At 41.6% G+C, this 23589-nt stretch carries 24 protein-coding genes and 1 other RNA gene; 5 read left to right on the top strand and 20 right to left on the bottom strand.

Annotated elements, in window-relative coordinates:
• Nucleotides 1-25 precede the first annotated feature (25 nt).
• On the bottom strand, nucleotides 26-1048 hold the full coding sequence (locus EV282_RS03980; protein ID WP_130293969.1) for an LLM class flavin-dependent oxidoreductase: 1023 nt from the start codon (nucleotides 1046-1048) through the stop codon (nucleotides 26-28).
• 108 nt (nucleotides 1049-1156) lie between these two features.
• Complete coding sequence (locus EV282_RS03975; RefSeq protein WP_130293967.1) at nucleotides 1157-2164, bottom strand: LLM class flavin-dependent oxidoreductase; 1008 nt, start codon at nucleotides 2162-2164, stop codon at nucleotides 1157-1159.
• Nucleotides 2165-2369: 205 nt separating this feature from the next.
• Between EV282_RS03975 and EV282_RS03970 the strand changes: the two genes are divergently transcribed.
• Nucleotides 2370-3242 (top strand): esterase/lipase family protein, encoded by an 873-nt coding sequence (locus EV282_RS03970; RefSeq protein WP_130293965.1) that lies wholly within the window; start codon nucleotides 2370-2372, stop codon nucleotides 3240-3242.
• A gap of 40 nt (nucleotides 3243-3282) precedes the next feature.
• On the opposite strand, the gene EV282_RS03965 is transcribed toward EV282_RS03970, so the two are convergent.
• Nucleotides 3283-4509 (bottom strand): EAL and HDOD domain-containing protein, encoded by a 1227-nt coding sequence (locus tag EV282_RS03965; RefSeq protein WP_130293964.1) that lies wholly within the window; start codon nucleotides 4507-4509, stop codon nucleotides 3283-3285.
• Between the two features lie 254 nt (nucleotides 4510-4763).
• On the opposite strand from EV282_RS03965, the gene EV282_RS03960 reads away from it, so the two are divergent.
• Nucleotides 4764-5294, top strand: a complete 531-nt coding sequence (locus tag EV282_RS03960; RefSeq protein ID WP_130293962.1) for a general stress protein — start codon at nucleotides 4764-4766, stop codon at nucleotides 5292-5294.
• Nucleotides 5295-5312: 18 nt separating this feature from the next.
• A complete protein-coding gene (locus EV282_RS03955; protein ID WP_130293960.1) occupies nucleotides 5313-5519 on the top strand; it encodes a CsbD family protein in 207 nt (68 codons plus the stop codon).
• Nucleotides 5520-5571: 52 nt separating this feature from the next.
• On the opposite strand, the gene EV282_RS03950 is transcribed toward EV282_RS03955, so the two are convergent.
• The 12 genes from EV282_RS03950 to EV282_RS03895 form a co-directional block, all read right to left on the bottom strand.
• On the bottom strand, nucleotides 5572-7002 hold the full coding sequence (locus tag EV282_RS03950; RefSeq protein WP_130293958.1) for an LVIVD repeat-containing protein: 1431 nt from the start codon (nucleotides 7000-7002) through the stop codon (nucleotides 5572-5574).
• Between the two features lie 194 nt (nucleotides 7003-7196).
• Nucleotides 7197-8258: a M42 family metallopeptidase gene (locus tag EV282_RS03945; protein ID WP_242611827.1), complete on the bottom strand. Its 1062-nt coding sequence runs from the start codon at nucleotides 8256-8258 to the stop codon at nucleotides 7197-7199.
• A gap of 110 nt (nucleotides 8259-8368) precedes the next feature.
• Nucleotides 8369-9142 carry a hypothetical protein gene (locus tag EV282_RS03940; protein WP_130293956.1) on the bottom strand — a complete coding sequence of 258 codons (774 nt, stop codon included), beginning with the start codon at nucleotides 9140-9142 and terminating at the stop codon, nucleotides 8369-8371.
• A 476-nt stretch (nucleotides 9143-9618) separates the two neighbouring features.
• Nucleotides 9619-9956: a transfer-messenger RNA gene (gene ssrA / locus EV282_RS03935) on the bottom strand.
• 149 nt (nucleotides 9957-10105) lie between these two features.
• The gene (gene smpB, locus EV282_RS03930; RefSeq protein ID WP_066292503.1) at nucleotides 10106-10573 is read right to left on the bottom strand and encodes an SsrA-binding protein SmpB; all 468 of its coding nucleotides are present in this window, start codon (nucleotides 10571-10573) and stop codon (nucleotides 10106-10108) included.
• 102 nt (nucleotides 10574-10675) lie between these two features.
• The gene (gene rnr, locus EV282_RS03925; protein WP_130296893.1) at nucleotides 10676-12967 is read right to left on the bottom strand and encodes a ribonuclease R; all 2292 of its coding nucleotides are present in this window, start codon (nucleotides 12965-12967) and stop codon (nucleotides 10676-10678) included.
• Nucleotides 12968-13023: 56 nt separating this feature from the next.
• Nucleotides 13024-13770 carry an alpha/beta hydrolase gene (locus EV282_RS03920; protein ID WP_130293954.1) on the bottom strand — a complete coding sequence of 249 codons (747 nt, stop codon included), beginning with the start codon at nucleotides 13768-13770 and terminating at the stop codon, nucleotides 13024-13026.
• 12 nt (nucleotides 13771-13782) lie between these two features.
• Nucleotides 13783-14472, bottom strand: a complete 690-nt coding sequence (locus EV282_RS03915) for an alpha/beta hydrolase (RefSeq protein WP_130293952.1) — start codon at nucleotides 14470-14472, stop codon at nucleotides 13783-13785.
• Nucleotides 14473-14612: 140 nt separating this feature from the next.
• Nucleotides 14613-14852, bottom strand: coding sequence for a preprotein translocase subunit SecG (gene secG, locus EV282_RS03910; protein WP_077359719.1), 240 nt, complete (start codon nucleotides 14850-14852; stop codon nucleotides 14613-14615).
• An 88-nt stretch (nucleotides 14853-14940) separates the two neighbouring features.
• Nucleotides 14941-15273: a hypothetical protein gene (locus EV282_RS03905; protein ID WP_165389348.1), complete on the bottom strand. Its 333-nt coding sequence runs from the start codon at nucleotides 15271-15273 to the stop codon at nucleotides 14941-14943.
• A 44-nt stretch (nucleotides 15274-15317) separates the two neighbouring features.
• Complete coding sequence (locus EV282_RS03900; protein ID WP_130293948.1) at nucleotides 15318-15578, bottom strand: hypothetical protein; 261 nt, start codon at nucleotides 15576-15578, stop codon at nucleotides 15318-15320.
• Nucleotides 15579-15793: 215 nt separating this feature from the next.
• Nucleotides 15794-16495 carry an FHA domain-containing protein gene (locus EV282_RS03895; RefSeq protein WP_130293946.1) on the bottom strand — a complete coding sequence of 234 codons (702 nt, stop codon included), beginning with the start codon at nucleotides 16493-16495 and terminating at the stop codon, nucleotides 15794-15796.
• Between the two features lie 183 nt (nucleotides 16496-16678).
• On the opposite strand from EV282_RS03895, the gene EV282_RS03890 reads away from it, so the two are divergent.
• Both EV282_RS03890 and EV282_RS20670 read left to right on the top strand, forming a co-directional pair.
• The gene (locus EV282_RS03890; protein WP_077359727.1) at nucleotides 16679-16852 is read left to right on the top strand and encodes an asparagine synthase; all 174 of its coding nucleotides are present in this window, start codon (nucleotides 16679-16681) and stop codon (nucleotides 16850-16852) included.
• A 184-nt stretch (nucleotides 16853-17036) separates the two neighbouring features.
• Nucleotides 17037-17123, top strand: a complete 87-nt coding sequence (locus EV282_RS20670; protein ID WP_226536389.1) for a putative holin-like toxin — start codon at nucleotides 17037-17039, stop codon at nucleotides 17121-17123.
• A gap of 166 nt (nucleotides 17124-17289) precedes the next feature.
• Here EV282_RS20670 and eno read toward each other — a convergent pair whose 3' ends face one another.
• The 5 genes from eno to gap all read right to left on the bottom strand — a co-directional run bounded on the left by eno (nucleotide 17290) and on the right by gap (nucleotide 23552).
• Nucleotides 17290-18582, bottom strand: a complete 1293-nt coding sequence (gene eno / locus EV282_RS03885) for a phosphopyruvate hydratase (protein WP_077359729.1) — start codon at nucleotides 18580-18582, stop codon at nucleotides 17290-17292.
• A 97-nt stretch (nucleotides 18583-18679) separates the two neighbouring features.
• Nucleotides 18680-20212, bottom strand: a complete 1533-nt coding sequence (gene gpmI / locus EV282_RS03880) for a 2,3-bisphosphoglycerate-independent phosphoglycerate mutase (protein WP_130293944.1) — start codon at nucleotides 20210-20212, stop codon at nucleotides 18680-18682.
• Complete coding sequence (gene tpiA, locus EV282_RS03875; RefSeq protein WP_130293942.1) at nucleotides 20209-20967, bottom strand: triose-phosphate isomerase; 759 nt, start codon at nucleotides 20965-20967, stop codon at nucleotides 20209-20211. Before tpiA ends, gpmI begins: the two co-directional genes overlap by 4 nt.
• A 266-nt stretch (nucleotides 20968-21233) precedes the next feature.
• A complete protein-coding gene (locus EV282_RS03870; RefSeq protein WP_130293940.1) occupies nucleotides 21234-22418 on the bottom strand; it encodes a phosphoglycerate kinase in 1185 nt (394 codons plus the stop codon).
• Nucleotides 22419-22544: 126 nt separating this feature from the next.
• Nucleotides 22545-23552, bottom strand: a complete 1008-nt coding sequence (gene gap / locus EV282_RS03865) for a type I glyceraldehyde-3-phosphate dehydrogenase (RefSeq protein ID WP_077359737.1) — start codon at nucleotides 23550-23552, stop codon at nucleotides 22545-22547.
• Nucleotides 23553-23589: the final 37 nt, after the last annotated feature.

Here is a 23589-nt window from a genome sequence, read left to right as displayed (position 1 = left end):
TAAAATAACGGAGTACGCTTTTCTTTTACTTTTCTTTTAAAACACTTGATAATAATTCAAACGAACGAAGACGTGCTTGATGATCGTAAATCTGGCTATTAATAATAATTTCATCTGCCTCCGTTTCATCAAGAAACGCTTGTAATTTCTCCTTCACTGACTCTTCTTTCCCAACAAAGGTTGTGCGGAGCTGCTTGTCTATTGTGGCTTTTTCGAATGGACTCCAGAGTTCTTCCATACTTTCAATCGGCGGTTTAAGTTGCGTTGGATTGCCTCGGATTAAATTCAAAAACTGCTGCTGCAGTGAAGTTGCAAGCCATTTGGCTTCTTCATCCGTATCCGCAGCTACTACATTCGCTCCAACCATCGCGTAAGGTTCGTCCAGTACTTCTGATGGAGTGAAAGTATTTCTGTAAAGCTCTAGTGCAGGCAATGTATTTTCTGGTGAAAAGTGACTAGCAAACGCAAAAGGAAGTCCGAGCCTCCCTGCAAGTCTTGCACTGAATCCACTTGAACCGAGAAGCCAGATTGGGATATTAAGTCCTTCTCCTGGAATAGCTCTTACTTTCATGCTGCCTTCTGCCAACACTGGTTTCAAATAAGTACGCAATTCGTCAAGCTGCAACGGAAATTCGTCCCCGCTCATGCTGAGTTCCCGTCGCAAAGCGTGGGCTGTCAGCTGATCGGTTCCTGGTGCACGTCCGAGCCCCAAGTCAATACGGCCTGGATACATGGACTCTAATGTTCCAAATTGTTCAGCGATGACGAGCGGTGCATGGTTCGGCAGCATAATTCCGCCCGATCCTACACGAATCTTTGTAGTCCCTCCAGCCACATACCCGATTACGACAGATGTAGCTGAACTCGCAATCCCTGGCATATTATGATGTTCAGCAAGCCAATACCGATTGTAGCCCCATTTCTCAGCATGCTGAGCTAGATCTAATGTATTTTTAAAAGATTCTGATGCCGTTCCACCTTCGACTAACGGAGCCAAGTCTAAAACAGAAAGCGGAATATTACTAATACTCTTTTTGCGATTGGACATATGTGCGTCCTCCTTATATATAAAGCAACGAAAAATTAGCTACTATATTTTAATAATCGATAATAGTATAACAAGATACATATGTGATTAAAAAAATAATGCCTATGTTCAATTAGGTTTATTAATCATTTCTTCTGCCAGCAACTCATAAGAACGAATTCTATCCTCATAGCGATGTGTAGTCGTAACAATCATCATCTCATCGGTGTTATACCGTTCCTGCAGTTTTAAAAGTTCTTCCTTTACATGATTAGGAGTGCCAATAATCATCTTGTCTTTTGATTCATTGATAATTTCTGACCACTTTTCCATAGAACAGTAACTTTTTGCATCTTCAATGGAAGGTACTCCTTTACCTCCTTCACCTTGTTGATTCTGCATTCTCCAAAAAAGTACTGGCAGAGCTAATTCGCTAGCTTTTTCCGTTGTTTCTGCACAAACAACGGATACTGCAACAATCGACTTGGATGTTTTTAATATCCTTCCTGGTTGGAAATGGTCACGATATGTTTCTAATAATTGTTGTCCTGGCTTATCACTCATAAAATGACCAAAGGCGTAAGCTACACCATTTTCGGCAGCTGAAACAGCACTCTTCTCGCTTGTACCCAAAATCCAAGGGTCAGGAGATTTTTTCGGAACAGGAGAAGCTGAGACTTTAGAAAACATGTGATCCGCTGGAAAGTCATTATAGAGAAAATGAAGAAGTTCTTTAATAGAAGCGGGCATTCGACGCACTTGTTCCAGATAGTTATCTGACAAAGCCATCGATGCTTCAGCAGAACCTCCTGGAGCCCGTCCGATTCCAAGGTCGATCCGGTCTGGGAAAAGAGTAGCCAGCATGTTAAACGTTTCCGCCACTCGGTATGGTTTATAATGAGGCAGCAAAACTGCACCAGCACCGATTCTTATTGATTTTGTGCTGGCCCCGATCACCCCTAGCATCACTTCTGGAGCTGAACAAGTCAGTCCTGAGAAGTTATGATGTTCTGCGATCCAATATCTTTCATAACCCAGTCTTTCACCCGCTTTAGCCAATTCCATGGAGGCATTTAATGCCTGTTGAGGAGTATGACCATAAGAAATGGGTGATTGATCTAAGATCGATAACTTCATAAATACTCCTCCTTTATTTCTTATTGTTATCTAGTATTTTACGTCAAAAACCAATTTTTTACCGTTGACAACGCTTACATCCTCTAGTTTAATGTTATATAAGTTAATTATTAGATTATGCAGGAATTTGGAGACACGCATAAATCCCATGGATGGGCATTTGCGGTGTCTTTTTTTTATCAAAATTAGAAATGAGGGATGTGTAATGTCAAAGTGGTTTGGTATGATTCTCACCGTAATACTCGTTTCATTCCTGACAATCAGCAGCATGCAAACATCCGCTTTAGCAAATGAATCATCTGCCGGTGGATTCTTGACAGAAGAAGGACTTCCTCCTCCTGGTGCCAATGATGCTTCCTGCAAGCCGAGTGCCGAGCATCCAGAGCCCGTTATTCTCGTACCTGGAACATTTGAAACGATGGAAAGAAACTTTGTTAACCTAGCACCCTTGTTAAAGGAAAAAGGATATTGTGTTTATTCTTTAAATTACGGTTATACCGGTGCTGTACCTGCATCTGGTCCTATTGAGGAATCAGCTGCTGAGCTTAAGACTTTTATTGATAACGTTTTGAACGTAACAGGCGCTCAAAAAGTATCTATCGTCGGACATAGCCAAGGCGGAATGATGCCGCGGTATTATATGAAAAACCTAGGTGGAGCTGAAAAGGTAGAGGATTTGATCGGGCTTGTACCATCAAATCATGGAACAGAAGGTGTTGCAGGGCTTACGAAGCTTACATCAACAGGAGCAGATCTTGCTTCTTGCACAGCGTGCCAGCAGCAAGCCGCAGGCTCCGATTTTTTGATGAGGTTGAATGAAGGCGACGAAACACCAGGTGATGTATCATACACAGTAGTTACAACACGCAATGATGAAGTTGTGGTTCCTTTCACCTCCGCCTTTTTAAAAGGTGAGACGGAGAGCGTAAGGAATATCACCATTCAGGATTATTATCCGTACGATCAGATTGAGCATCAGAACATTGCTCAAGATCCACTTGCTTTTCATTTTGTTTTTGATGCACTCGACCATGAAGGACCTGCAGATCCTCAAAGGGCAGTTGGTCTATTTAAGTAATATATAAGGGACTTCCAGTAATGGAAGTCCCCTTTTGAAATTATTGAACTGTACTTTCCGTTTGGGCATGAATAAATTGATCGGCGGATAAAGTGCTTTCTTGATAATGCTTTAACAATTCAGCATCCGTAGACTGAAGTGCTCGGCACAGCGTTTGTAATTCGTCCCACTCGCCATGTTCAATACACTTTACGGCTGATAGAGCCAGATTATACTTTTCATTGCTACCAATTAAAGCAGCCGCTAGCTCGTTTGTTATTGGAAGATCTTCGATGATATCTTTCATATTTTTGTTAAGGATCGTGTCTATTAGTGAAAACATCCCGAACATATAAAGCTGGTTTTTGTTTAATCCAAAAATACGCGATGTTCGCTCAAAGAAAGAAGCTCTTGTTAAGCTCATTTTCAAAAGTTCTGTCTGATTGTCTGCTTTTTTCATGCTGGACATCATAAGGATCATAATCAATTTTTTGATCTCAAAAAGCCCTAGAAGCACCACAGCCTGCTTAATGGAGGTTACTTTACTCTTAAAGAAAAACGTTCCTGAATTCATCACCTTCAGCAGCTTATAAGAAAGGGATAAATCTTGCTGAATGATGCTGCTGATTTCATCAATATCCGGGTCGGATGAACTTAATTTATTCAACAGCTGCAAATAATTTGTAGGGATTGGATCAATATCTTTCCCTTGCAGAATGATCGGCTTACTGAAGAAATACCCTTGAAAGTACTCAAACCCCATAGCTTTGGCTTCTTCATACTCCTCCCTGCTCTCAATCTTCTCGGCAAGGAAAGTTACTTTATGTTTATATGTCTCAACCATATCTTTAATATCTTCCCGGCTCATTGCTAAATAATCGATCTTAATGATATCAATGTACGGGAGAAGCGGTGAAAGATTTCGTTTAAAAGCTACATCATCTAGTGCAATGATATAGCCTTTGCTTTTCAGTTCTTTGCAAACGTTTAAAATTTCCTGTGTCAGATTCACAGTTTCCAAGATTTCCACAACGATATACTCTGGTGAAATATAAGTAGGAACCCGATTTAATAAAAGATTCTCTGTAAAATTGATAAAACACTTTTTGCGATCTCCGACTTCCTTTATCCCGATTCCAGCAAAACTGTTAACCATAACATCTACCGTCGCACTGTCATGATCTAAGCCTTCATACCTGTTCGCTGTACTGTTTCGATATAAAAGTTCGTAAGCCACAACATTCTCATCTCTATCTAAAATAGGCTGTCTGCCAATAAAAATATCCATTTCTCAATCACCAATTCACAATTTTTTGTACATATGTTAAATCTTAAAATTACCTTAATATAGACATCAAACCATAAAATGTAAATAAAGACAATACGCAAAATCTTGTTAAAAATAACCATTTCAACAATTCATTTAACATTTGATAGCAGAATTTATGGTAACTTCGACTCAAAAAAGTACTAAAACGTTTCATTGCATCCGTCTTTGGGAACAAAACCTACGTAGTAATCATCTCACAAAGGAGGAAGTCAATGGATAAGCATAATAAAGTAGTAGGCGTTTTCCGAACAGAAGATGATGCAATTGATGCAATCAAAGAGTTAAGAGCGCAAGGGTATAACGAAAATGACATCTCGGTAATTGCAAAGGATAAAAAGGAAGTTAAACAGATTCATGAAGAAACTGGCACAAAGGCTCCACAAGGGGCTGCAACTGGAATGGCTACAGGCGGAGTTCTTGGTGGCTTAGGCGGATTGCTTCTTGGAGCAGGCGCACTTGCTATTCCTGGAATCGGGCCGATTGTAGCTGCTGGACCAATCGCAGCTGCTCTAGGCGGTGCTGCTGTTGGCGCAGGTGCTGGAGGAATCGTAGGGGCACTTGTTGGCTTAGGTATTCCTGAGAAAGAAGCGAAAGAGTATGAAAAAGCCGTCGAGGGCGGTGATATTCTCGTACTTGTTGATGCCAGTGAAGTTGATCGTCACAGACAAGTAAACGATACATTCCGTACGTATCGTTCTACGAATGCTCATCGTTATGAAGATTCTTATTCCAGTAAATATTAGAATGGAGGATGATTAAAGATGAAAAACGATACAATGGAAGGCAAGTGGAAACAACTCAAAGGCGAAGCTAAGAAACAGTGGGGCAATTTAACCGATGACGATTACGATCAAGCGCAAGGTGATCGTGAAAAAATGATCGGTAAGATTCAGGAACGCCACGGAAAAACAAGAGAAGATGCTGAACGCGAGTACGATGACTGGTCTCGCAGATTTGAACAGTATTAATATATAGTACAAACCCCGTCAGATTTTTATCTGGCGGGGTTTTTTACTTAAGTTATTTCATGAGTACAGATTGTAAGTTCATTTTATTAGCGTTGAAATCAGCATTTTTCTGAAGAACTTTTAAACCTTGTCCCATATCAGAAGCTAGGATATAGTTTCTGTCTACAAAAACGCCCCAAACGTTCGCCTTATCCGATACGTAAGAGCCTACCTCAACAGGATTTGCCGGATCAGTAAGATCTACCATACGAATACCATCCGCATAATGAGAAAGATAAAGTGTGTTGCCTCTTACTTTCGGATCATGGACTGTATATGAACCAGGCTTTCGTTCACCTGCTTTGATCTGGACCATAGAGTTCAAAGTTCTGAAGGTACTTAATAAAACAGGGTTACTTTTGTCCTTAATATCGTAAATCCGTACATAACCCCACCCTCTTTCAAACGCCGGGTCATTTGGATCAGGATTAAAGTTTTCTCTTGTTTCAATCAGGATGTTGCCCCCATGCGCCAATGCTGCTGAATGGGCGGCACCTTGAACATGACGTTCAAACTTTGTTCTTCCAACAAACTTAGGATTTGCCGGATCTTCAATGTTTAAGATAACAGTGCCGAGGTCCCAATAAGAAAGGTATGCATATTTGCCGGTTTGGTCAGCAATCACGCTATGTAAAAACGCCGTCCGTTGTGCACCATTTTCATCTTGATATTGATAATCACCATTAAAGCCGTCGCCCACTTCTGTCGGATCCCAATTTGAGAGTTCTTTTGGATTACTCGGGTCTGTGACATCCACAATGGAAAAATCATGAACATCAACCCCTTTATCTTTATAACGATGCGCCATGTAATTAGTCGCAAGTACTAATACTCTATTGTTTTGTTCAGTAAGCCAGAATTCATGGGTACCTGTCGGAAGTTCTGAAGGTGTCTTCCAGAATCCTAACTTTTTAGGATTCTTAGGATCTGTTACATCATAAAGAACAACTCCGCCATTCTCAGATGTCTCTCCTTCATATCCGTATCGTTCCTTGTCCACTCGCTGGACGCTGACAGCTGCAAGGTCTCCTTTAAAGGATGGCGTACTGACAGATTGAACGATCACTTTTTCCTGCCAAGTACCAGGAATATCATTTGCAATTACTGCAACTTCTTTAGGGTTTGAAGGATCTTTCATGTCAAAAATCCGAACACCTTCGTTTGTCATCTTACCGCGATGCGTACCAAGATAGGCAAAGCCTTTATACGCATACACATCCGCTGTAGTAGCGGGCGAGCCTTTAATCTCCTTTAGTGGAACCGCTGCAACTTCTTTTAAATGCTTAAAATTTTTGGAGCCTTCTACTAATGGAATGCCTCCAAATGTAGATTCTCCTGCTTCCATGCTGTTCATCTGACCACTATCACACGCGAGTGCAATTCCTCCTCCAGCCAGTGAAAGGACGAGGGTTCCAGTTAATAACTTTGAGGTGAATTTGTTCATCAGTACAATTCCTCCTTCTTTTTTCTACTTTAAAGATTAGAGAAAATATAATTCTGATGTAAGTGGTAAATTAACTAAATATTCCAATAAAATAAATACGAAAATTTACATATAGGTTGTCCTACATACAGGACTATAAGACTGTGTAGGCAATAAAATTAACCCCTGTTAATGATTTAACAGGGATTTTTCGTTTAGTAATCCAGCAACGAATTAAGTTTATCTTTATCGAGAACCTTAACAAGCTCTACCACTAGTTTTGCGCTGTTTTCCAAATCACTCTTACTGATCATCGATGTATGACTGTGTATGTAACGAGCAGCCACACCTACTACGATACTTGGGATACCTTTTTTGAATAGATGAAATTTACCGGCGTCTGTACCTCCGCCAAGCATAACATCTACTTGATACGGTATATTATTTTTTTCCGCAACCTCAATGATAAGATCACGAAAAGCTGTGTGTGGAATCATAGATGAATCCAGGAACGTAATCAATGGTCCTTTTCCCAGCTTTGCTTTATTGGCATTACCGCCGGGACCGTCCTCCGCTACTCCTACATCAAGTGCAATAGCAACATCTGGTTCCATAATGTATGGTGCTGTTATCGCTCCTCTAAGTCCCACTTCCTCCTGTACCGTTGCTCCACTATAAACGGTATTAGGATGATCTGCTTCTTGAAGTTGTTTTAGTACATGAAGGGCTATGTAGCATCCTGCTCGGTTATCGAGAGCTTTAGCAAGAATCGTGTCATTATTCGGTAACAGCTCAAAAGGACAGATCGGAAGTATAGGATCACCAACTTTAATTCCCCACTCTTTTACTTGATCTTTATCATTTGCTCCGATATCGATAAACATTTCTTTCATCGGATAAACTTTACTTCGTTCTTCAGGCTGAAGGATATGGGGAGCTTTTGAACCAACAACGCCTGTAAATATTTTTTCTTTCGTCTGAACATGGACGCGCTGCGCAAGTAGGACTTGAGACCACCAGCCCCCTAGTGGAACGAAGCGAAGGTATCCATTCTCCGTAATCTCACTTACCATGAATCCGACTTCATCCATATGTCCAGCAAGAAGAATTTTAGGACCATCATCCGCAGATCCCTTTTTCTCTCCAAAAACACTGCCTAAGTTATCCGTAACGAGATTGGCTCCTGTTTTTTCAATCTCGCGTTTCATAATCGTTCTTATTGCTTTTTCGAAACCAGGTGCTCCATTCGTTTCCGTTAACTCTTTTAATAAATCCACCTTAATCACCGTCCTATACGTATAGGATGGGAAATTATTTATGAATTATTACTTTCGTATAAAAATATGTAAAGAAATACCCTGTTTTTGAAAAACAGGGTATACACAGATTAAAGTTTGAACCAGCCTCTAGATTCTAGATCTGCACAACTTCTTTTTTTGTGTTGTTTTTTCTTTTTCTTCCAGTGGTCATGGCTTGAAGAAGAAGATACTTCTTTGCACCAAATTGGGGTTGAACTAGAAGATGAACTCGAAGATGAAGATTCTTTTTTACACCAAAGCTCAACTGAGCTAGAAGAGGATGATTCTTTCTTGCATTTGGATGAAGATGACGATGAAGATTCTTTTTTGCAATCATGTTTCTTTTTGCAATCATCTTTCTTCTTTCCACAAGGGTCCTCTTTTTTACAGCATAAAACTCTGCAATTGCTGCTCTCGTCGTCACCTGGTTCGCCAGCTTGAGTGATAAAGTTGATGGAGCCAATCGGAATCGTTACAATATTTAAGGTTTCTTCTTCAACGATTTGGATAGATGTGCGGTTAACAGATGTAAGGACGCCTTCGATTTCTTCATCGCCACCATCGTTAACTTCAACCTTGCAATTGATCAATTTATTTAATATGCTTCGGAACGTATCTCTGCATATTACTTTTTTCCCTGTATGGCAGCAGCTCTTGTCAGAAACGACAGAAATATTTCTAACATTGTTTAACGGTAAATAGAATACTTCTTTGTCATCTGTCTTGATTGCGATAAAATCTCTTCCAACGCAGACAAGCTTACCCTCTATTTCAATGTCGTCGAATCCTTCATTGGCTATGACACGCTTACATATAAACTGTGCTACCTCTCGAGCCGAGAGATTGTTTTTCTTACAACTCAAAAAATTTCCTCCTGAAAATATTATTGACATCTCTTGTCCATGTATTATATGTAGCAACGCGTGAAAAGGCATAGTTACTTGTCTATATTTCGATTTTTTAAGTCATATGAATTGTTTTTTATTGAAAAATTGACATAAAAAAAGACCAACAAATAAATGTTGGTCTGTATCCACCTATGTATTGGTGGAGACGGTGGGACATGTTGTTCCATGCTTTCGTCATGGCACTGACTATATCTTGAACCTGTTATTCAGGTCCCCCGGCGTATTATACGAAATATAAATTTACTTGTATCCAAGCAGAATTTCGTATCCTAGTACTACCAAAAACTCTGGCAGCCTATAAGTCGATACATGGCTGTTGGATTGCTCCACATACCACTCGGCATTGCCTTGCAGAGAAGTTTTTCACTGGTTAGGTTTCACCGATAAAGCCGGATTTTCACTTATGTGTTACCACATAAGGCGACTAATCCTAATCGAACCCACGTCCAAAGATATTGGCACTTAAGCTTCTACGAGTGTAGTCGGTTTATTCGCGTTTCGCGAATCCATCTGCCAGCCGACAGGCGTCCAGATCGCTAGCCTGATTATTCTCTTCCATCGTCCTCAGGCGGAGGACAACCGGCGTAGCCCACTAAGAGTGAGTCCCTTACCCTACCACATGGGCGATGGAGGGAGGAACAGCTAAAGTGCTATTACGCAGCTAAAGCTAAGTTGTTGTTTGTTTTGCCAGTTATTGGCTTTGGCGTTTTAACGAGGCCGACCCCCTCGACTCGCAACTTAAGCTCAAACTACCCCTGTCGAATCCGTAACGTCCCCATTATAAAATGGAAAGCAAGAAATTAATCCTGCCGAACCTCGGAAAGAGATAAAAGCTTATTTGCTCTTATTCACTTGTGTACCCAGTATAACATTTTTAGTGCATCGTCTCAATTGTAAGTTCCTGTAAGAACGACCAATTTAGACTTTCTGACGATCGCGGAATGCGCGCTCGATTTCTCGCTTTGCATCTTTCTTCTTAAGATCATCACGCTTATCATAATGCTTCTTACCTTTAGCTAGACCAATCAAAAGCTTGGCAAAGCCATTTTTAAGATACATTTTTAAAGGAACAATAGAATACCCTTGTTCTTTTGTTGCACCTAAAAGCTTGTTAATTTCCTTGCGATGCAAAAGCAGTTTTCGTGTACGAAGCGGATCATGGTTGTAACGATTTCCTTGTTCGTACGTGCTGATATGCATATTGTGCAGAAACAACTCGCCGTTTTGCACACGTGCAAATGAATCTTTAAGGTTTGCACGCCCTGCGCGAATGGATTTTATCTCCGTGCCCTGAAGGACAATTCCAGCTTCAAATGTTTCTTCGACGTGGTAATCGTGCCGCGCTTTTTTATTTTGTGCGACTACTTTACCTTCTCCTTTTGGCATGTAAACTCAATCCTCCCCACAGCAAGTGAACTCTAATTATAGCAATTTGGTCAAATAACGTCAAGGTTCACCATTTTTGATGAACCTTGATCATCATATCCGTTATTTCTTCTTTTTCTTGCCTTTCTTTTTCGCCACAGGCTTATAAAAAGGCTTCTTCTTCCCCTTTTTGGAATCCTGGGGTCCGCTGGAACGATCAGACTCACTTTTACGGTTCTTGCTGCGTCTTCCTCGTCCTCGTTTTGGTGTGTCGCCGATATCAATAACCTGCTGGCGATCTTTATGACGCTTGCGCGGTGTTCCTTTCATACCGACGATTTCAAAATCAATCGCTCGTTCATCAACGTTAACGTTCACAACCCGGATTGAAATCTCATCACCGATGCGGAACACGTTACCCGTACGCTCTCCGATCATGGCCATGAACTTCTCATCAAAACGATAATAATCGTCTGTTAAGTAGCTGACATGTACAAGACCTTCAATTGTATTCGGCAGCTCTACAAAAAGGCCGAAATTCGTAACGGAGCTGATCACACCATCAAACTCTTCCCCAACTTTATCAAGCATAAACTGGGCTTTCTTCAGCTCGTCCGTTTCACGCTCTGCATCAACTGCACGTCGTTCCATGGCTGAAGAGTGTTTCGCGATTCCTGGCAGCTCTGCTTTCCAGTGGCTTATCGTTTTTGGACCTGTATCTTTTTCAAACAGATATGTTCGAATCAATCTATGAACGATCAAATCCGGATAACGACGGATCGGTGAAGTGAAATGTGTATAGAATTCAGTGGCTAAGCCATAGTGACCGAGTGACATATGATCGTATTTTGCCTGTTTCATGGAACGAAGCATGATCTTGCTGATCACCATCTCTTCCGGTTCGCCTCTAACGGTCTCCAGAAGCTGCTGAAGGCTGCGTGGGTGGATGTCACTTGCAGTACCTTTTAACGCGTAACCGAACATCCCGATGAATTCCAAGAAACGCTCCAGCTTGCCTTCGTCTGGGTCTTCATGGATACGATACATAAACGGAAGCTCTAGCTCGTGGAAATGCTGGGCAACGGTTTCATTGGCGCAAAGCATAAATTCCTCGATCAGCTTTTCAGCTACGGACCGTTCACGCAGAACGACATCCTGCGGATCGCTGTTTTCATCTACCAGCACTTTAGCTTCTGAAAAATCAAAGTCAATCGCACCGCGGGCAAAACGCTTTTTACGGAGAACTTCTGCCAGCTCACCCATCAGTTTGAAAAACGGAATTAAAGGCTCATAGCGCTTCGAAACTTCTTCATCTTCGTCCTGTAAAATCTTTCTTACATCTGTGTAGGTCATTCGTTCTGTTGTTTTAATGACACTCGGGAAGATATCGTGTTTGATGACTTCCCCGTCATGATTGATCTCCATCTCACATGAGATCGTCAGGCGGTCAACTTTAGGGTTCAAAGAACAGATTCCATTCGATAGGCGGTGCGGAATCATTGGAATAACACGGTCTACTAAGTACACACTCGTTCCGCGTTCGCGTGCTTCTACATCGATTGCAGACTCTTCTGTTACGTAGTGAGTAACATCCGCAATATGAACGCCAAGTTTATAATGACCGTTCGGCAGTTTAATAACATGAACTGCGTCATCCAAGTCTTTTGCGTCTGCTCCATCAATCGTAACGATCGTTTCATTTCGTAGATCCCGGCGTCCTTCAATGTCTTTCGGATCGATCTCATCTGGCGTATTGTGTGCTTGTTCCAATGCTTCTTCAGGGAACTCCCTTGGCAGGCCGTGCTTAAAGATAACAGAGATAATATCCACACCCGGATCGTTTTTATGTCCGATAATATGAATGATCTCACCTTCAGCACTGTTTCGCCCTTCTGGGTACTTCGTAATTTTCACTACGACTTTATGTCCCTCTACAGCCCCATTCACACCGTCTGCTGGAATGAAGATGTCGTTTGGGATTCGTTTGTCGTCAGCCACAACAAAACCGAACTTTCGGCTTTCCTGGAATGTACCGACTACTTCAGTCACACCGCGTTCTAGAATTCGAATAATCGTTCCTTCTGGACGTGATCCTGAAGAGGTATTGTTTAAACGGACTAAGACGGTATCACCGCTCATCGCACCATTCATATCGGATTGTGAGATATACACATCTTTTTGATCGCTGTCTTCAGGTATTAAAAAAGCAAAACCTTTGGCATGGCCCTGCACGCGCCCTTTGATCAGGCTCATTTTTTCAGGAAGACCGTAGCGGTTCGTTCGTGTTCTGACAACCGAACCTTCATCTTCTAGTTGGTTTAGTGTTAAAACCAGTTCTTTGAAAGCTTCAGCGTCCGGGAGTTGAAGTGCTTCTTCAATCTCGGTTACTGTCATCGGTTTTTCCGATTCTTTCATGAGCTGGAGTATTTGCAATTTATCCAAAAACTGACCTCCTTTTTAAGGAAAAGGTTCTATTCAGACCAGTTCAGGTCTTCTAAGAATGCATATACGTCTTCATGCAATTGTTCTTTTTCCTTGTCTAATGTAATGACGTGTGTTGAATTTTCGTACCATTTTAAATCTTTCTTTTCACTTTCAACTTCGTTATAAATAATATTTGCAGAATCTGTGTTAATCATTTCATCATGTCTAGCCTGCACCACAAACGTAGGTGCGTATACAAGATCAACCGAATTTCTTACACTTTGAAGAAGCTCTTGTAGCGCTTTTAGCGTATTCATCGGTGTTTTCTTAAACTCTTCCATTTCTTGTTCAATTTGTTCAGGAGATTTTTGTTCTCGCTTTTTATATTCTTCGGCATACTCACAAACCCCTTTATACATCACTTCTTCGCTTTTGATGTACATAGGTGCGCACATAGGAATAACGGCTTTTACAGGGTGTTCAGTTGCGAGTTTTAATGAGAATACGCCTCCAAGAGATAGTCCGACTACTGCAATTTCGTCAAACCCTTTTTCTTTTAAGTGGTTGTATCCGCCGATTACATCTTCCCACCAGTCCTCTGGGCCTGTGTGAACGAGTTCTTCAGGTGGAACCGCGTGTCCTTTGTATTGTGGTGCGTGGCATGTGTAGCCTTTCTTTTGAAGGAATCTCCCCATCATTCTTACGTCCGCTGAACTGCCGGTAAATCCGTGCAGCATGAGGACTGCCCGCTTTCCTCCTTCAAAGAAAAACGGTTTTGGTGCTGTAATTTTCATGCTGTTTCTCTCCTATTCACTCATTAAAAATTGATAAACCTCATCGATCAGCTGATCTTTTTCTACATCATGGCAGATCATGTGTTTCGATTCTTTAAAGTAGCAGATTCGTTTATTGGATGCTGCGATCGTCCCATATAAAAACTCGGCACTCTTTCTTGGTACAAGTCCGTCACACTCTCCTTGTACAATCAACGTTGGTGCTGAGATCTGTGCTAATTCTGGTTTAAGCATCTTCACTAGCTTTCGAAATTCCCTTGTTGCACTTAAAGGGGTATCAAGCAGTTTCTTTCTGTATCTTTTATAGAGTTCATGATCTTTTAACTGACCATTGAATCCTGAGATCATCATATTCGCGATATCTTTAATCATCTGTCCAGGGTTTAAATAATAAGCACTTGCATTCAACAAGATTAATTTGTCGCAGCCATATTTGGATGCCAGATAACCCGCGATCATTCCACCCATTGAAAACCCGACAATGTAGATTTTTTCGGCTTTTTCTCGAAGTTCCAGATAGGCATTTTCCGCTTCTTGCAGCCATTCTTTGTGTGTTCTTCCCTTTAATGAAAGCTCAGTCCCATGTCCTGGATAAGTCGGAACAGAAAGTATCCAATCGGTATTTTTCTGCAGATACTCTGTGATAGGCTCGATTTCATAAGGTCCTCCGGTAAAGCCATGTAAACAAAGACAACCGATCATGCTACCACCTTTTTGACTTTAGATTACCCTTTTATGTACGTATCAAATCATATCACAACCAATCTAAGAAATGGTAAGCAACGGTTTTTGCACATAAAAAAACAACAAGCGATGTTTCGCCTGCTGCTTTTAAGTACTAATTAATTTGTAGGTAAGAAATACGCTACTGAAATTGTCAAAATGAAGAATAATACTGCAAGAATCACTGTAAGTTTACTAAGCAATGCATCAATACCGCGTGCTTTTTGTTTACCAAAAAGCTGCTCAGCTCCACCTGTAATCGCTCCTGATAATCCGGCCGAACGACCTGACTGAAGAACAACGACAACAATTAAAGATAATGATACTAAAATAAGAAGGATTTTTGCTGCTGTTAGCATGAATGTTACACCTCCACCGTTCCACGTTACATTACTATAAATGTATCATAGTGGAAGGGACGAGGCAAAGTTTTTTTCTGAACCTTCTTTAATTTGTTCCAAAGTAGTTGATATCAAATTCCTTATGAAAGATATAAAGCCGGACAGCTCTTATTACGTTGAGCCTTTTATTCAGAAGTCCCACGATTTGGACTGTAACTCCAGGTTGAACTGCTTCATCTGGCGCAATATCAAGTGTCTTATCTCCATCAAGGAGCTCTGTCTTGGAATCTAGCTGTACTCTCATCACCGTTTTTTTATGATGAATCGTAAACATACTTCCCTTTGCTTCTTTCACTTTTCCAACAAAGCTGATTGGATTCAATTTTTCTTGTTTGATTTCTGCACCATCCGAAGATTCTTGTTTAAGTGGCTGCATCATAAACATCCCCTCTTCGCATTATGGGGACATCCCCCATATTCATTTTACTGATCTTTTGGTTGTTTTATGTCTGTTTCTGCTGGTGTGTCCTTCTGTGAGGAATAGTAGTTGTCGTTGAATATGGATTTTTTTATTACAACATCTTCATAAGTTTCTGATTTCAAACGGGCTTTTTCACCATTCGTAATCTGCAGGTCGTACGTTCTGAAAATCAAAATAATAAATAACAGAATGATAAATCCAAAATATAACTGAAAACGAAATGCCCTGTCTCTTCGATGCTGTATAGTTTCCTCTACCCTCATTTTCACTTCACCACACCTATTTGGAAGAAACATCGATTTTTAAGGAGTTTTTTCCTTTTACTTAATTTACTCTCTTTTCATCAACTCTAAAATGGCTTTTGCATGATTCTTCTCTCATACGAACATGATAAGTTTCTGAAAATTAAACAGATAAAGCTCTCGATAAAAAAACCTGCATGAGTGTAAGCTTATGCAGGTTTCTAAGTGGTCGTATTTTATTTAATTTGCAGCATGTAACCGTACCGAGGAACGGTAACTATAGAGTCACCATATGGACCGAGCTTCTTTCTCAAACGATAGACCAGCGCATTAATCTCATCGTTCCCTACATCAGGCAGCGCATTTGATCCTGCTACCATTCTTTCAGGCCAGATTTGAAGCTTAATTTCATCGCTGCTCACAGCCTGATTCTTTTTCCTGTAGAGAAGAACGAGAAGATCGGTGTGTTTTCCTGATAAAAATAATGGTTCTCCGTCGATTGATATTTGGCGACGTTCAGGAATGATATGCAGTCCGTTCGTGATTTTCTCTTCAGCCGGTTCGATTGGTGATGTGAACTCCATCGTTAGATCGGTTTCTTCTGTTTCGGTATTCAAATAGGTTAACAGGACTACCCCTTTCGCCAGGCTGATCACATCACCTGACTGCAGCTGTTTTGGAACATTCGGATCAAGCTTCATATTATTCAGCTCAGTCCCATGTTTGGAATCCAAGTCACGAATAAAAGGCTGATCATCTTGTATAAAGATTTCAGCGTGGTTACGCGAAACATATGGACTCAGCAACGAAATATCCGTTTCATTTGTATGTGATGACCTTCCAAAAGTCAAGAACTCACCTTCAGACTTTAGCGGAATCAAGCTCCCCGTATCATAAGGATCTCCCGCTTCTATACGTATGTATAAGCTTTGTTTCATATCAATTCCTCCGTACAAAAACAATAACTTGTTACTAGCATTTTAAATGATAATGACTCAAATTAGAAGAAATAAGGATATGTAAAAAATGATAGTATCGTTTATTCCGACATGGCAACAATAACAATGGTGTCTTAATGATACCGCAGAACCTACAACTCAAGGTGTCGGAGGGATATTGCGATGAATATTCGTGAAGGCTTCATTCCTGCAACTTTAGGAACAGCAGTAACCGCTACTGGATATGCGTTAAAACAGTCACGCGGAACGAACAAGATGGTTGCCAATACGATCTTTGGTTTCGGTCTTGCTCACGTTGTGCTTGGTGTAATTGACCTTGTTGAACATCGTCGTTAGGTTCTATTTTTATTGAAAGAAGATGCCTCGAAAGTTTTTGCTTTTGGGGCTTCTTCTTTATTTTGATGTAATCATTTCGTTGGAGTATTAAATTTTATAAATATTTAAAAATTTTTAGTTTGTACCGTATAGGACAACCCTGCTTTTACAAATCTTAAAGGTAACAAGATTGGAGGGATCCAAAATGACTGTTTTTGAAACGATGTCACTGATGATTAGTTTCTCAATGCTCATTGTTACTATCCTTCATTCTAACGGCCGCTCTCGATAAGCAGCAGGGTTTTTCGTTGGTTAAACAGCTTGTGCCAGTATCGCAGTTTTAAATGAAGACAGCCCCCGGATGCGGCTCTGAGGCGCCTATCCGGGGGCTGTCTTTGTCAGAAAGACAAAATGGCGGTTTGTCTTTGTTTGGGGTCAGACCCCTACTTTTGTACTACTTACTTCTTTAGGTTGTAGAATGCGTTCATTCCTGGGTATACAGCAAGGTTGCCTAGCTCGTCTTCGATGCGAAGAAGCTGGTTGTACTTCGCAACACGGTCCGTACGTGAAGGAGCACCTGTCTTGATCTGACCAGCGTTTGTCGCAACTGCGATGTCAGCGATCGTGCTGTCTTCAGATTCACCTGAACGGTGAGAGATAACTGCTGTGTAACCAGCACGTTTAGCCATTTCGATTGCGTCGAAAGTTTCAGTCAATGTACCGATTTGGTTAACTTTGATAAGGATAGAGTTACCGATTCCTTTTTCGATACCTTCAGAAAGCTTTGTTGTGTTTGTAACGAATAAGTCATCACCAACTAGCTGAACGCGGTCACCGATGCGCTCTGTTAATAGCTTAAAGCCATCCCAGTCGTTTTCATCAAGTCCGTCTTCGATTGAAACGATCGGATACTTGTTAACAAGCTCTTCGTAGAATGCAACCATCTCTTCAGATGATTTAACAACACCTTCACCAGAAAGGTGGTATTTGCCGTCTTCTTTCTTGAACAATTCAGAAGCAGCAACATCCATTGCAAGACGTACTTCTTCACCTGGCTTGTAGCCAGCTTTTTCGATTGCTTCCATGATCGTTTGAAGTGCTTCTTCGTTTGAACCAAGGTTAGGAGCGAATCCGCCTTCGTCACCTACAGCTGTATTTAAGCCTTTTTCTTTAAGAACAGCTTTTAAGCTGTGGAAAATTTCAGTTCCCATGCGAAGTGCTTCAGGGAAGCTTTCAGCACCAACAGGCATAACCATGAATTCTTGAATATCAACGTTATTGTCAGCGTGCTCTCCACCGTTAAGGATGTTCATCATTGGTACTGGAAGAGTCTTAGAGTTGAATCCGCCAAGGTACATGTATAGAGGCACGTTTAAGAAATCAGCAGCAGCGTGAGCAACAGCCATGGAAACACCAAGGATTGCATTAGCACCTAGCTTGCCTTTGTTTTCAGTACCATCAAGCTCGATCAACGTTTGGTCGATTCCAACTTGGTCTAGTACGTCAAAACCAATAAGTTCAGGAGCTATATTTTCGTTTACGTTGTTTACTGCGTTCATAACACCTTTTCCAAGGTAACGCTCTTTGTCGCCATCACGAAGCTCAACTGCTTCATATTCACCAGTAGAAGCACCAGATGGAACGATCGCGCGTCCGAAAGCACCTGATTCAGTGTAAACTTCTACTTCAACTGTTGGATTACCACGAGAGTCAAGAACTTCGCGAGCATAAATTTCAATAATCGTTGACATATAATTCTCTCCTTTTTAATAAAAAGTTACTTTCAACATAAGCCAGATGATGCAGACGTACAAGGGCCCTTTGCAGCGTTGTGCACCGTCGAAGCTGCTACTTCATTAACGTTTTACCTGTCATTTCTTTCGGCTGGTTGCCACCTAAAAGAGTTAGAACTGTTGGTGCAAGGTCGGCCAAGATTCCGTCCTGGCGAAGCTCTGCTCCCTCTTGGGTAACAATGACCGGTACAGGATTTGTGGTATGAGCTGTCATCGGGTTACCTTCCATCGTAATAACCTCATCGGCGTTACCATGGTCAGCTGTAATGATTGCAGCTCCACCTTTTGCGATGATCGCATCTACTACTTTTCCTAAACATTCATCAACTGTTTCAACCGCTTTGATCGTAGGTTCCAGCATTCCGGAGTGCCCTACCATATCAGGGTTGGCAAAGTTTAAGATGATTGCGTCATGCTTGTCCGCTTCGATCTCTCCTAAAAGCGCATCAGTCACTTCATAGGCACTCATTTCAGGCTTTAAGTCATATGTCGCGACTTTTGGCGAGTCGATCAAGATGCGGGTTTCACCAGGAAACTCAGCTTCACGTCCTCCGCTGAAGAAAAACGTAACATGCGGATATTTTTCAGTTTCGGCAATACGAAGCTGTTTGAAGTTTTGTTGTGATAAAACTTCTCCAAGCGTATTGTCCAGGTTCGTCGGCTTAAATGCCACGTCACCATCTACTGTCTCACTAAAATGCGTTAAGCATATAAAATGAAGGTTTTTAGGGAACGCTTCACCGCGGTCAAAGCCACGGAAGTCTTCATTCGTGAACACTTGTGAGATCTGGATGGCACGGTCAGGACGGAAGTTACAGAAGATGACTGCGTCTCCATCCTGAATGGTCGCTACCGGCTCGCCATTTTCTTTTTTCAACACAGACGGCAAGACGAACTCGTCATGAACGCCGTTGCTGTATGAGTCTTCTACAACTTCAAATGGATCTTTGTAATCAGGACCCTCGCCATAAACCATCGCACGGTACGATTTTTCTACACGGTCCCAGCGCTTGTCACGGTCCATAGAATAATAGCGGCCTGATAATGTTGCGATCTCACCAACACCAAGTTCATTCATCTTATCGACAGTTGTTTGAATATAGCCTTTTGCAGATTGCGGCGGTACATCACGCCCGTCCAAGAATCCGTGCAGATATACCTTTTCTACATTCTGCTTTTTAGCAAGCTCAAGCAAAGATAAAATGTGTTCGATATGACTGTGGATTCCGCCATCAGAGAGCAATCCAAAGATATGAAGAGCTTTTCCTTCTTGCTTCACATGGTCCATGGCATCGATAAATGTTTGATTTTCGTAAAAATCGCCTTCTTTAATCGATAAATTCACGCGAGTCAAACTTTGATACACGATACGCCCTGCACCAATGTTTAAGTGACCCACTTCTGAATTTCCCATTTGACCATCAGGAAGACCAACAGCTTCCCCACTTGCAGTTAGTTGTGCATGTGGATACGTTTCCCAGTAGCGGTCAAAGTTGGGCTTTTTCGCTTGTGCAACAGCATTACCTTTGTCTTCATTACGGCAAGCAAAGCCGTCTAAGATGATTAAAGCTACCGGTTTTTTACTCATCGGCTAACGCCCTCCAAAAGCTGAAGGTAAGATTTTGGCTCAAGGCTGGCACCGCCAACTAAAGCACCATCGATGTCAGACATGCTCATTAATTCTTTAATGTTGTCAGGCTTTACACTGCCGCCGTATTGAATACGCACAGCATCTGCTACATCTTGTGAGAATTGTTCTGCAACAACACTGCGGATGTAAGAACAAACTTCATTTGCATCTTCAGAAGATGCTGTCTTTCCTGTTCCGATTGCCCAAACTGGCTCGTAAGCGATAACCGTTTGTTTCATCTGCTCGTCTGTTAATCCAGATAAGCCTTTTTCTGTTTGTTCTTTAACAACGTCCTTCGTCTTGTCTGCTTCACGCTGTTCAAGCGTTTCACCAACACAAACGATCGGAGTCAGACCATGCTTGAATGCAGCATGTGTCTTCTGGTTAACCAGTTCATCTGTTTCGCCATAAAGCTCACGGCGTTCAGAATGGCCAAGAATCACATACTGAACGTTTAAATCTTTTAGCATAACAGGGCTGATCTCACCTGTGAAAGCACCGCTCTCCTCAAAGTGCATGTTTTGAGCACCGATCGCAAGAGGTGTACCCTCTGCTTCGTCTGCTAAACAATCAAGGAAAAGAGCAGGAGCACAGATTACAGAATCAACAGTTTCAGCTGAAGGCACAAGACCTTTCACTTCTTCTACGAAACTGCGTGCTTCCGTTAACGTCTTATTCATTTTCCAGTTACCTGCAATAATAGGTTTACGCATTCAAATTCACCTCTTTAAAGTGTCTCTTTTTTCTAAAAGGTTGCTGCATTCGGTCGTTCTTGTTAGGAGTCTTCATTGACAAGTTGATTGGAGCGCAAGGTGCGAGACTCCTATGGGATCAGTGGGACAGGTGAGACTTCTAAAGGCGCAAAGCGCGAGAAGGCTCACCGCCCGCCCCATGGAAAGCGAGCAACCTGAAGCGGAAATCAACCACCCACGATAACAACAAAGCTTACCAAAACAGCCTTTTTAAACTTGCAAATGTCTTATCGGTCGTTAAGTGCTTCGACGCCTGGAAGTGCCTTACCTTCCATGAACTCAAGAGAAGCTCCGCCGCCTGTTGAGATGTGGCTCATCTTGTCTGCAAGACCGAACTTTTCAACAGCTGCAGCTGAGTCTCCGCCGCCGATCACACTGTATGTGTCAGTGGCTTCTGCAAGTGCGTTTGCAACAGAACGCGTACCGTTAGCGAATGCGTCGATTTCAAACACACCCATCGGTCCGTTCCATATTACAAGCTTCGATTCTTTAATAACCTTTACGTACTTTTCAATTGTTTTCGTACCGATATCAAGACCTTCCCAATCTGAAGGGATGGAATCGATGTCTACGTTCTTCGTGTTAGCATCATTTGAAAAATCGTCTGCTACTAAAACATCTTCAGCAATCATTAGGTTTACACCGTTCTTCTTTGCTTTTTCCATGAATGCTTTTGCAGTTTCGATCTTATCTTCTTCTAAAAGAGACTTTCCTACATCATGACCAAGAGCCTTAATGAATGTGTAGCCAAGGCCTCCGCCAATGATCAAGTTGTCTACTTTGTCTAAAAGATTGTCAATTACGTCAATCTTGTCCTTAACTTTTGCACCGCCGATAATCGCAGTGAAAGGACGGTCAGGGTTTGATAGAGCTTTTCCAAGCACTTCGAGTTCTTTTTCCATTAACAAACCTGATACAGCAGGAAGATGTTTTGCGATTCCTTCTGTTGAAGCATGCGCACGGTGTGCAGCTCCGAAAGCATCGTTCACATACACATCAGCCAAAGCTGCGAATTTTTCTGCTAGTTCAGGATCGTTCTTTTCCTCACCAGGGTAAAAACGAACGTTTTCAAGTAAGATTACGCCGCCTTCTTCCAGGCTTGCCAATGCTTTTTCTACTTCTTCTCCGTATGCTTCATCTGTTTTTACAACTTCTTTTCCAAGAAGATCGCTTAAACGCTGTGCAACTGGATCTAAACGGAGCTCTTCCACAACTTGTCCTTTTGGACGTCCTAAGTGGCTTGCTAAAAGAACTTTTGCACCTTGCTCTGTTAAGTATTTAATGGTTGGAAGAGCAGCGTTAATACGCGTTTCATCCGTAATGTTTCCATCTTTCATCGGCACGTTGAAATCAACGCGGCAAAATACAACTTTGCCATTTAGATCGATGTCGCGAACACTTTTTTTGTTCATAAGTACATGAAACCTCCTGACAGTCAAAAAGATTAAAAGAATGACAATCCCAGATTATACATGGGAAAGAGGAGTAGAAGCCCTGAAAAATGACTTCTCCCCCTCCTTATTGTTCTTCTCTATCTATTAAAGTCCTTTTTTAGCGATATAGTCAATTAAATCTACAACACGATTTGAGTATCCAGTTTCATTGTCGTACCAAGATACAACTTTAACCATGTTACCTTCCATAACCATTGTAGAAAGTGCATCGATTGTAGAAGAATGAGTGTCGCCATTGTAGTCAGTTGATACAAGCGGCTCTTCAGAATAGCCAAGGATTCCTTTAAGGTTGCCTTCAGCTTCAGCTTTAAGTGCATTGTTCACTTCGTCAACTGTAACTTCTTTGTCTAATTCAACAACTAAGTCAACTAGAGATACGTTTGGAGTTGGAACACGCATTGCCATACCGTTAAGCTTGCCTTTAAGTTCAGGAAGCACTAGAGATACCGCTTTAGCAGCACCAGTTGAAGTTGGAATGATGTTCTCAGCAGCCGCACGAGCACGACGAAGATCTTTATGTGGAAGATCTAGAATTTGCTGATCGTTTGTGTATGAGTGAACAGTTGTCATCATACCGCGCTTCACGCCGAATTTCTCGTGAAGAACTTTTGCGAATGGTGCAAGACAGTTAGTCGTACAAGATGCGTTAGAGATAACATCGTGGTTAGCAGCATCGTACTTGTCTTCGTTAACACCAAGAACTACAGTGATATCCTCATCTGAAGCAGGAGCAGAAATGATTACTTTTTTAGCGCCAGCTTCTAAGTGTTTTGCAGCGTCAGCACGCTTTGTGAAGCGACCAGTTGATTCAACAACAACTTCTACACCAAGATCTCCCCAGCCAAGTTGTGCTGGATCGCGTTCAGCTAAAACTTTGATTTCTTTGCCATCTACAATTAGTGCATTTTCCTTAACTTCTACAGAACCAGCGAACTTGCCATGAACAGTGTCATGCTTCAAAAGGAAAGCAAGAGTGTCTGCATCTGTTAAGTCGTTTACAGCTACAACTTCTACCTCAGGGTTGTTGAATGCTGCGCGGAATACATTACGGCCGATACGACCGAAACCATTAATACCAATCTTTGTTGCCATGTAAAATGACCTCCTTGATTTAAGAGAGAATTTATTT

The organism is Fictibacillus sp. BK138 (assembly GCF_004216955.1).
Classification (GTDB): Bacteria; Bacillota; Bacilli; order Bacillales; family Fictibacillaceae; genus Fictibacillus.
This window is presented reverse-complemented; position numbering and strand designations above follow the sequence as displayed.

What these genes read in the sequence shown, in the direction of transcription:
- EV282_RS03980 (WP_130293969.1), bottom strand. Translation starts at nt 1,048, where the DNA reads ATGTCCAATCGCAAAAAGAGTATTAGTAATATTCCGCTTTCTGTTTTA.
- EV282_RS03975 (WP_130293967.1), bottom strand. Translation starts at nt 2,164, where the DNA reads ATGAAGTTATCGATCTTAGATCAATCACCCATTTCTTATGGTCATACT.
- EV282_RS03970 (WP_130293965.1), top strand. Translation starts at nt 2,370, where the DNA reads ATGTCAAAGTGGTTTGGTATGATTCTCACCGTAATACTCGTTTCATTC.
- EV282_RS03965 (WP_130293964.1), bottom strand. Translation starts at nt 4,509, where the DNA reads ATGGATATTTTTATTGGCAGACAGCCTATTTTAGATAGAGATGAGAAT.
- EV282_RS03960 (WP_130293962.1), top strand. Translation starts at nt 4,764, where the DNA reads ATGGATAAGCATAATAAAGTAGTAGGCGTTTTCCGAACAGAAGATGAT.
- EV282_RS03955 (WP_130293960.1), top strand. Translation starts at nt 5,313, where the DNA reads ATGAAAAACGATACAATGGAAGGCAAGTGGAAACAACTCAAAGGCGAA.
- EV282_RS03950 (WP_130293958.1), bottom strand. Translation starts at nt 7,002, where the DNA reads ATGAACAAATTCACCTCAAAGTTATTAACTGGAACCCTCGTCCTTTCA.
- smpB (WP_066292503.1), bottom strand. Translation starts at nt 10,573, where the DNA reads ATGCCAAAAGGAGAAGGTAAAGTAGTCGCACAAAATAAAAAAGCGCGG.
- rnr (WP_130296893.1), bottom strand. Translation starts at nt 12,967, where the DNA reads ATGAAAGAATCGGAAAAACCGATGACAGTAACCGAGATTGAAGAAGCA.
- EV282_RS03920 (WP_130293954.1), bottom strand. Translation starts at nt 13,770, where the DNA reads ATGAAAATTACAGCACCAAAACCGTTTTTCTTTGAAGGAGGAAAGCGG.
- EV282_RS03915 (WP_130293952.1), bottom strand. Translation starts at nt 14,472, where the DNA reads ATGATCGGTTGTCTTTGTTTACATGGCTTTACCGGAGGACCTTATGAA.
- secG (WP_077359719.1), bottom strand. Translation starts at nt 14,852, where the DNA reads ATGCTAACAGCAGCAAAAATCCTTCTTATTTTAGTATCATTATCTTTA.
- EV282_RS03905 (WP_165389348.1), bottom strand. Translation starts at nt 15,273, where the DNA reads ATGATGCAGCCACTTAAACAAGAATCTTCGGATGGTGCAGAAATCAAA.
- EV282_RS03900 (WP_130293948.1), bottom strand. Translation starts at nt 15,578, where the DNA reads ATGAGGGTAGAGGAAACTATACAGCATCGAAGAGACAGGGCATTTCGT.
- EV282_RS03895 (WP_130293946.1), bottom strand. Translation starts at nt 16,495, where the DNA reads ATGAAACAAAGCTTATACATACGTATAGAAGCGGGAGATCCTTATGAT.
- EV282_RS03890 (WP_077359727.1), top strand. Translation starts at nt 16,679, where the DNA reads ATGAATATTCGTGAAGGCTTCATTCCTGCAACTTTAGGAACAGCAGTA.
- EV282_RS20670 (WP_226536389.1), top strand. Translation starts at nt 17,037, where the DNA reads ATGACTGTTTTTGAAACGATGTCACTGATGATTAGTTTCTCAATGCTC.
- eno (WP_077359729.1), bottom strand. Translation starts at nt 18,582, where the DNA reads ATGTCAACGATTATTGAAATTTATGCTCGCGAAGTTCTTGACTCTCGT.
- gpmI (WP_130293944.1), bottom strand. Translation starts at nt 20,212, where the DNA reads ATGAGTAAAAAACCGGTAGCTTTAATCATCTTAGACGGCTTTGCTTGC.
- tpiA (WP_130293942.1), bottom strand. Translation starts at nt 20,967, where the DNA reads ATGCGTAAACCTATTATTGCAGGTAACTGGAAAATGAATAAGACGTTA.
- EV282_RS03870 (WP_130293940.1), bottom strand. Translation starts at nt 22,418, where the DNA reads ATGAACAAAAAAAGTGTTCGCGACATCGATCTAAATGGCAAAGTTGTA.
- gap (WP_077359737.1), bottom strand. Translation starts at nt 23,552, where the DNA reads ATGGCAACAAAGATTGGTATTAATGGTTTCGGTCGTATCGGCCGTAAT.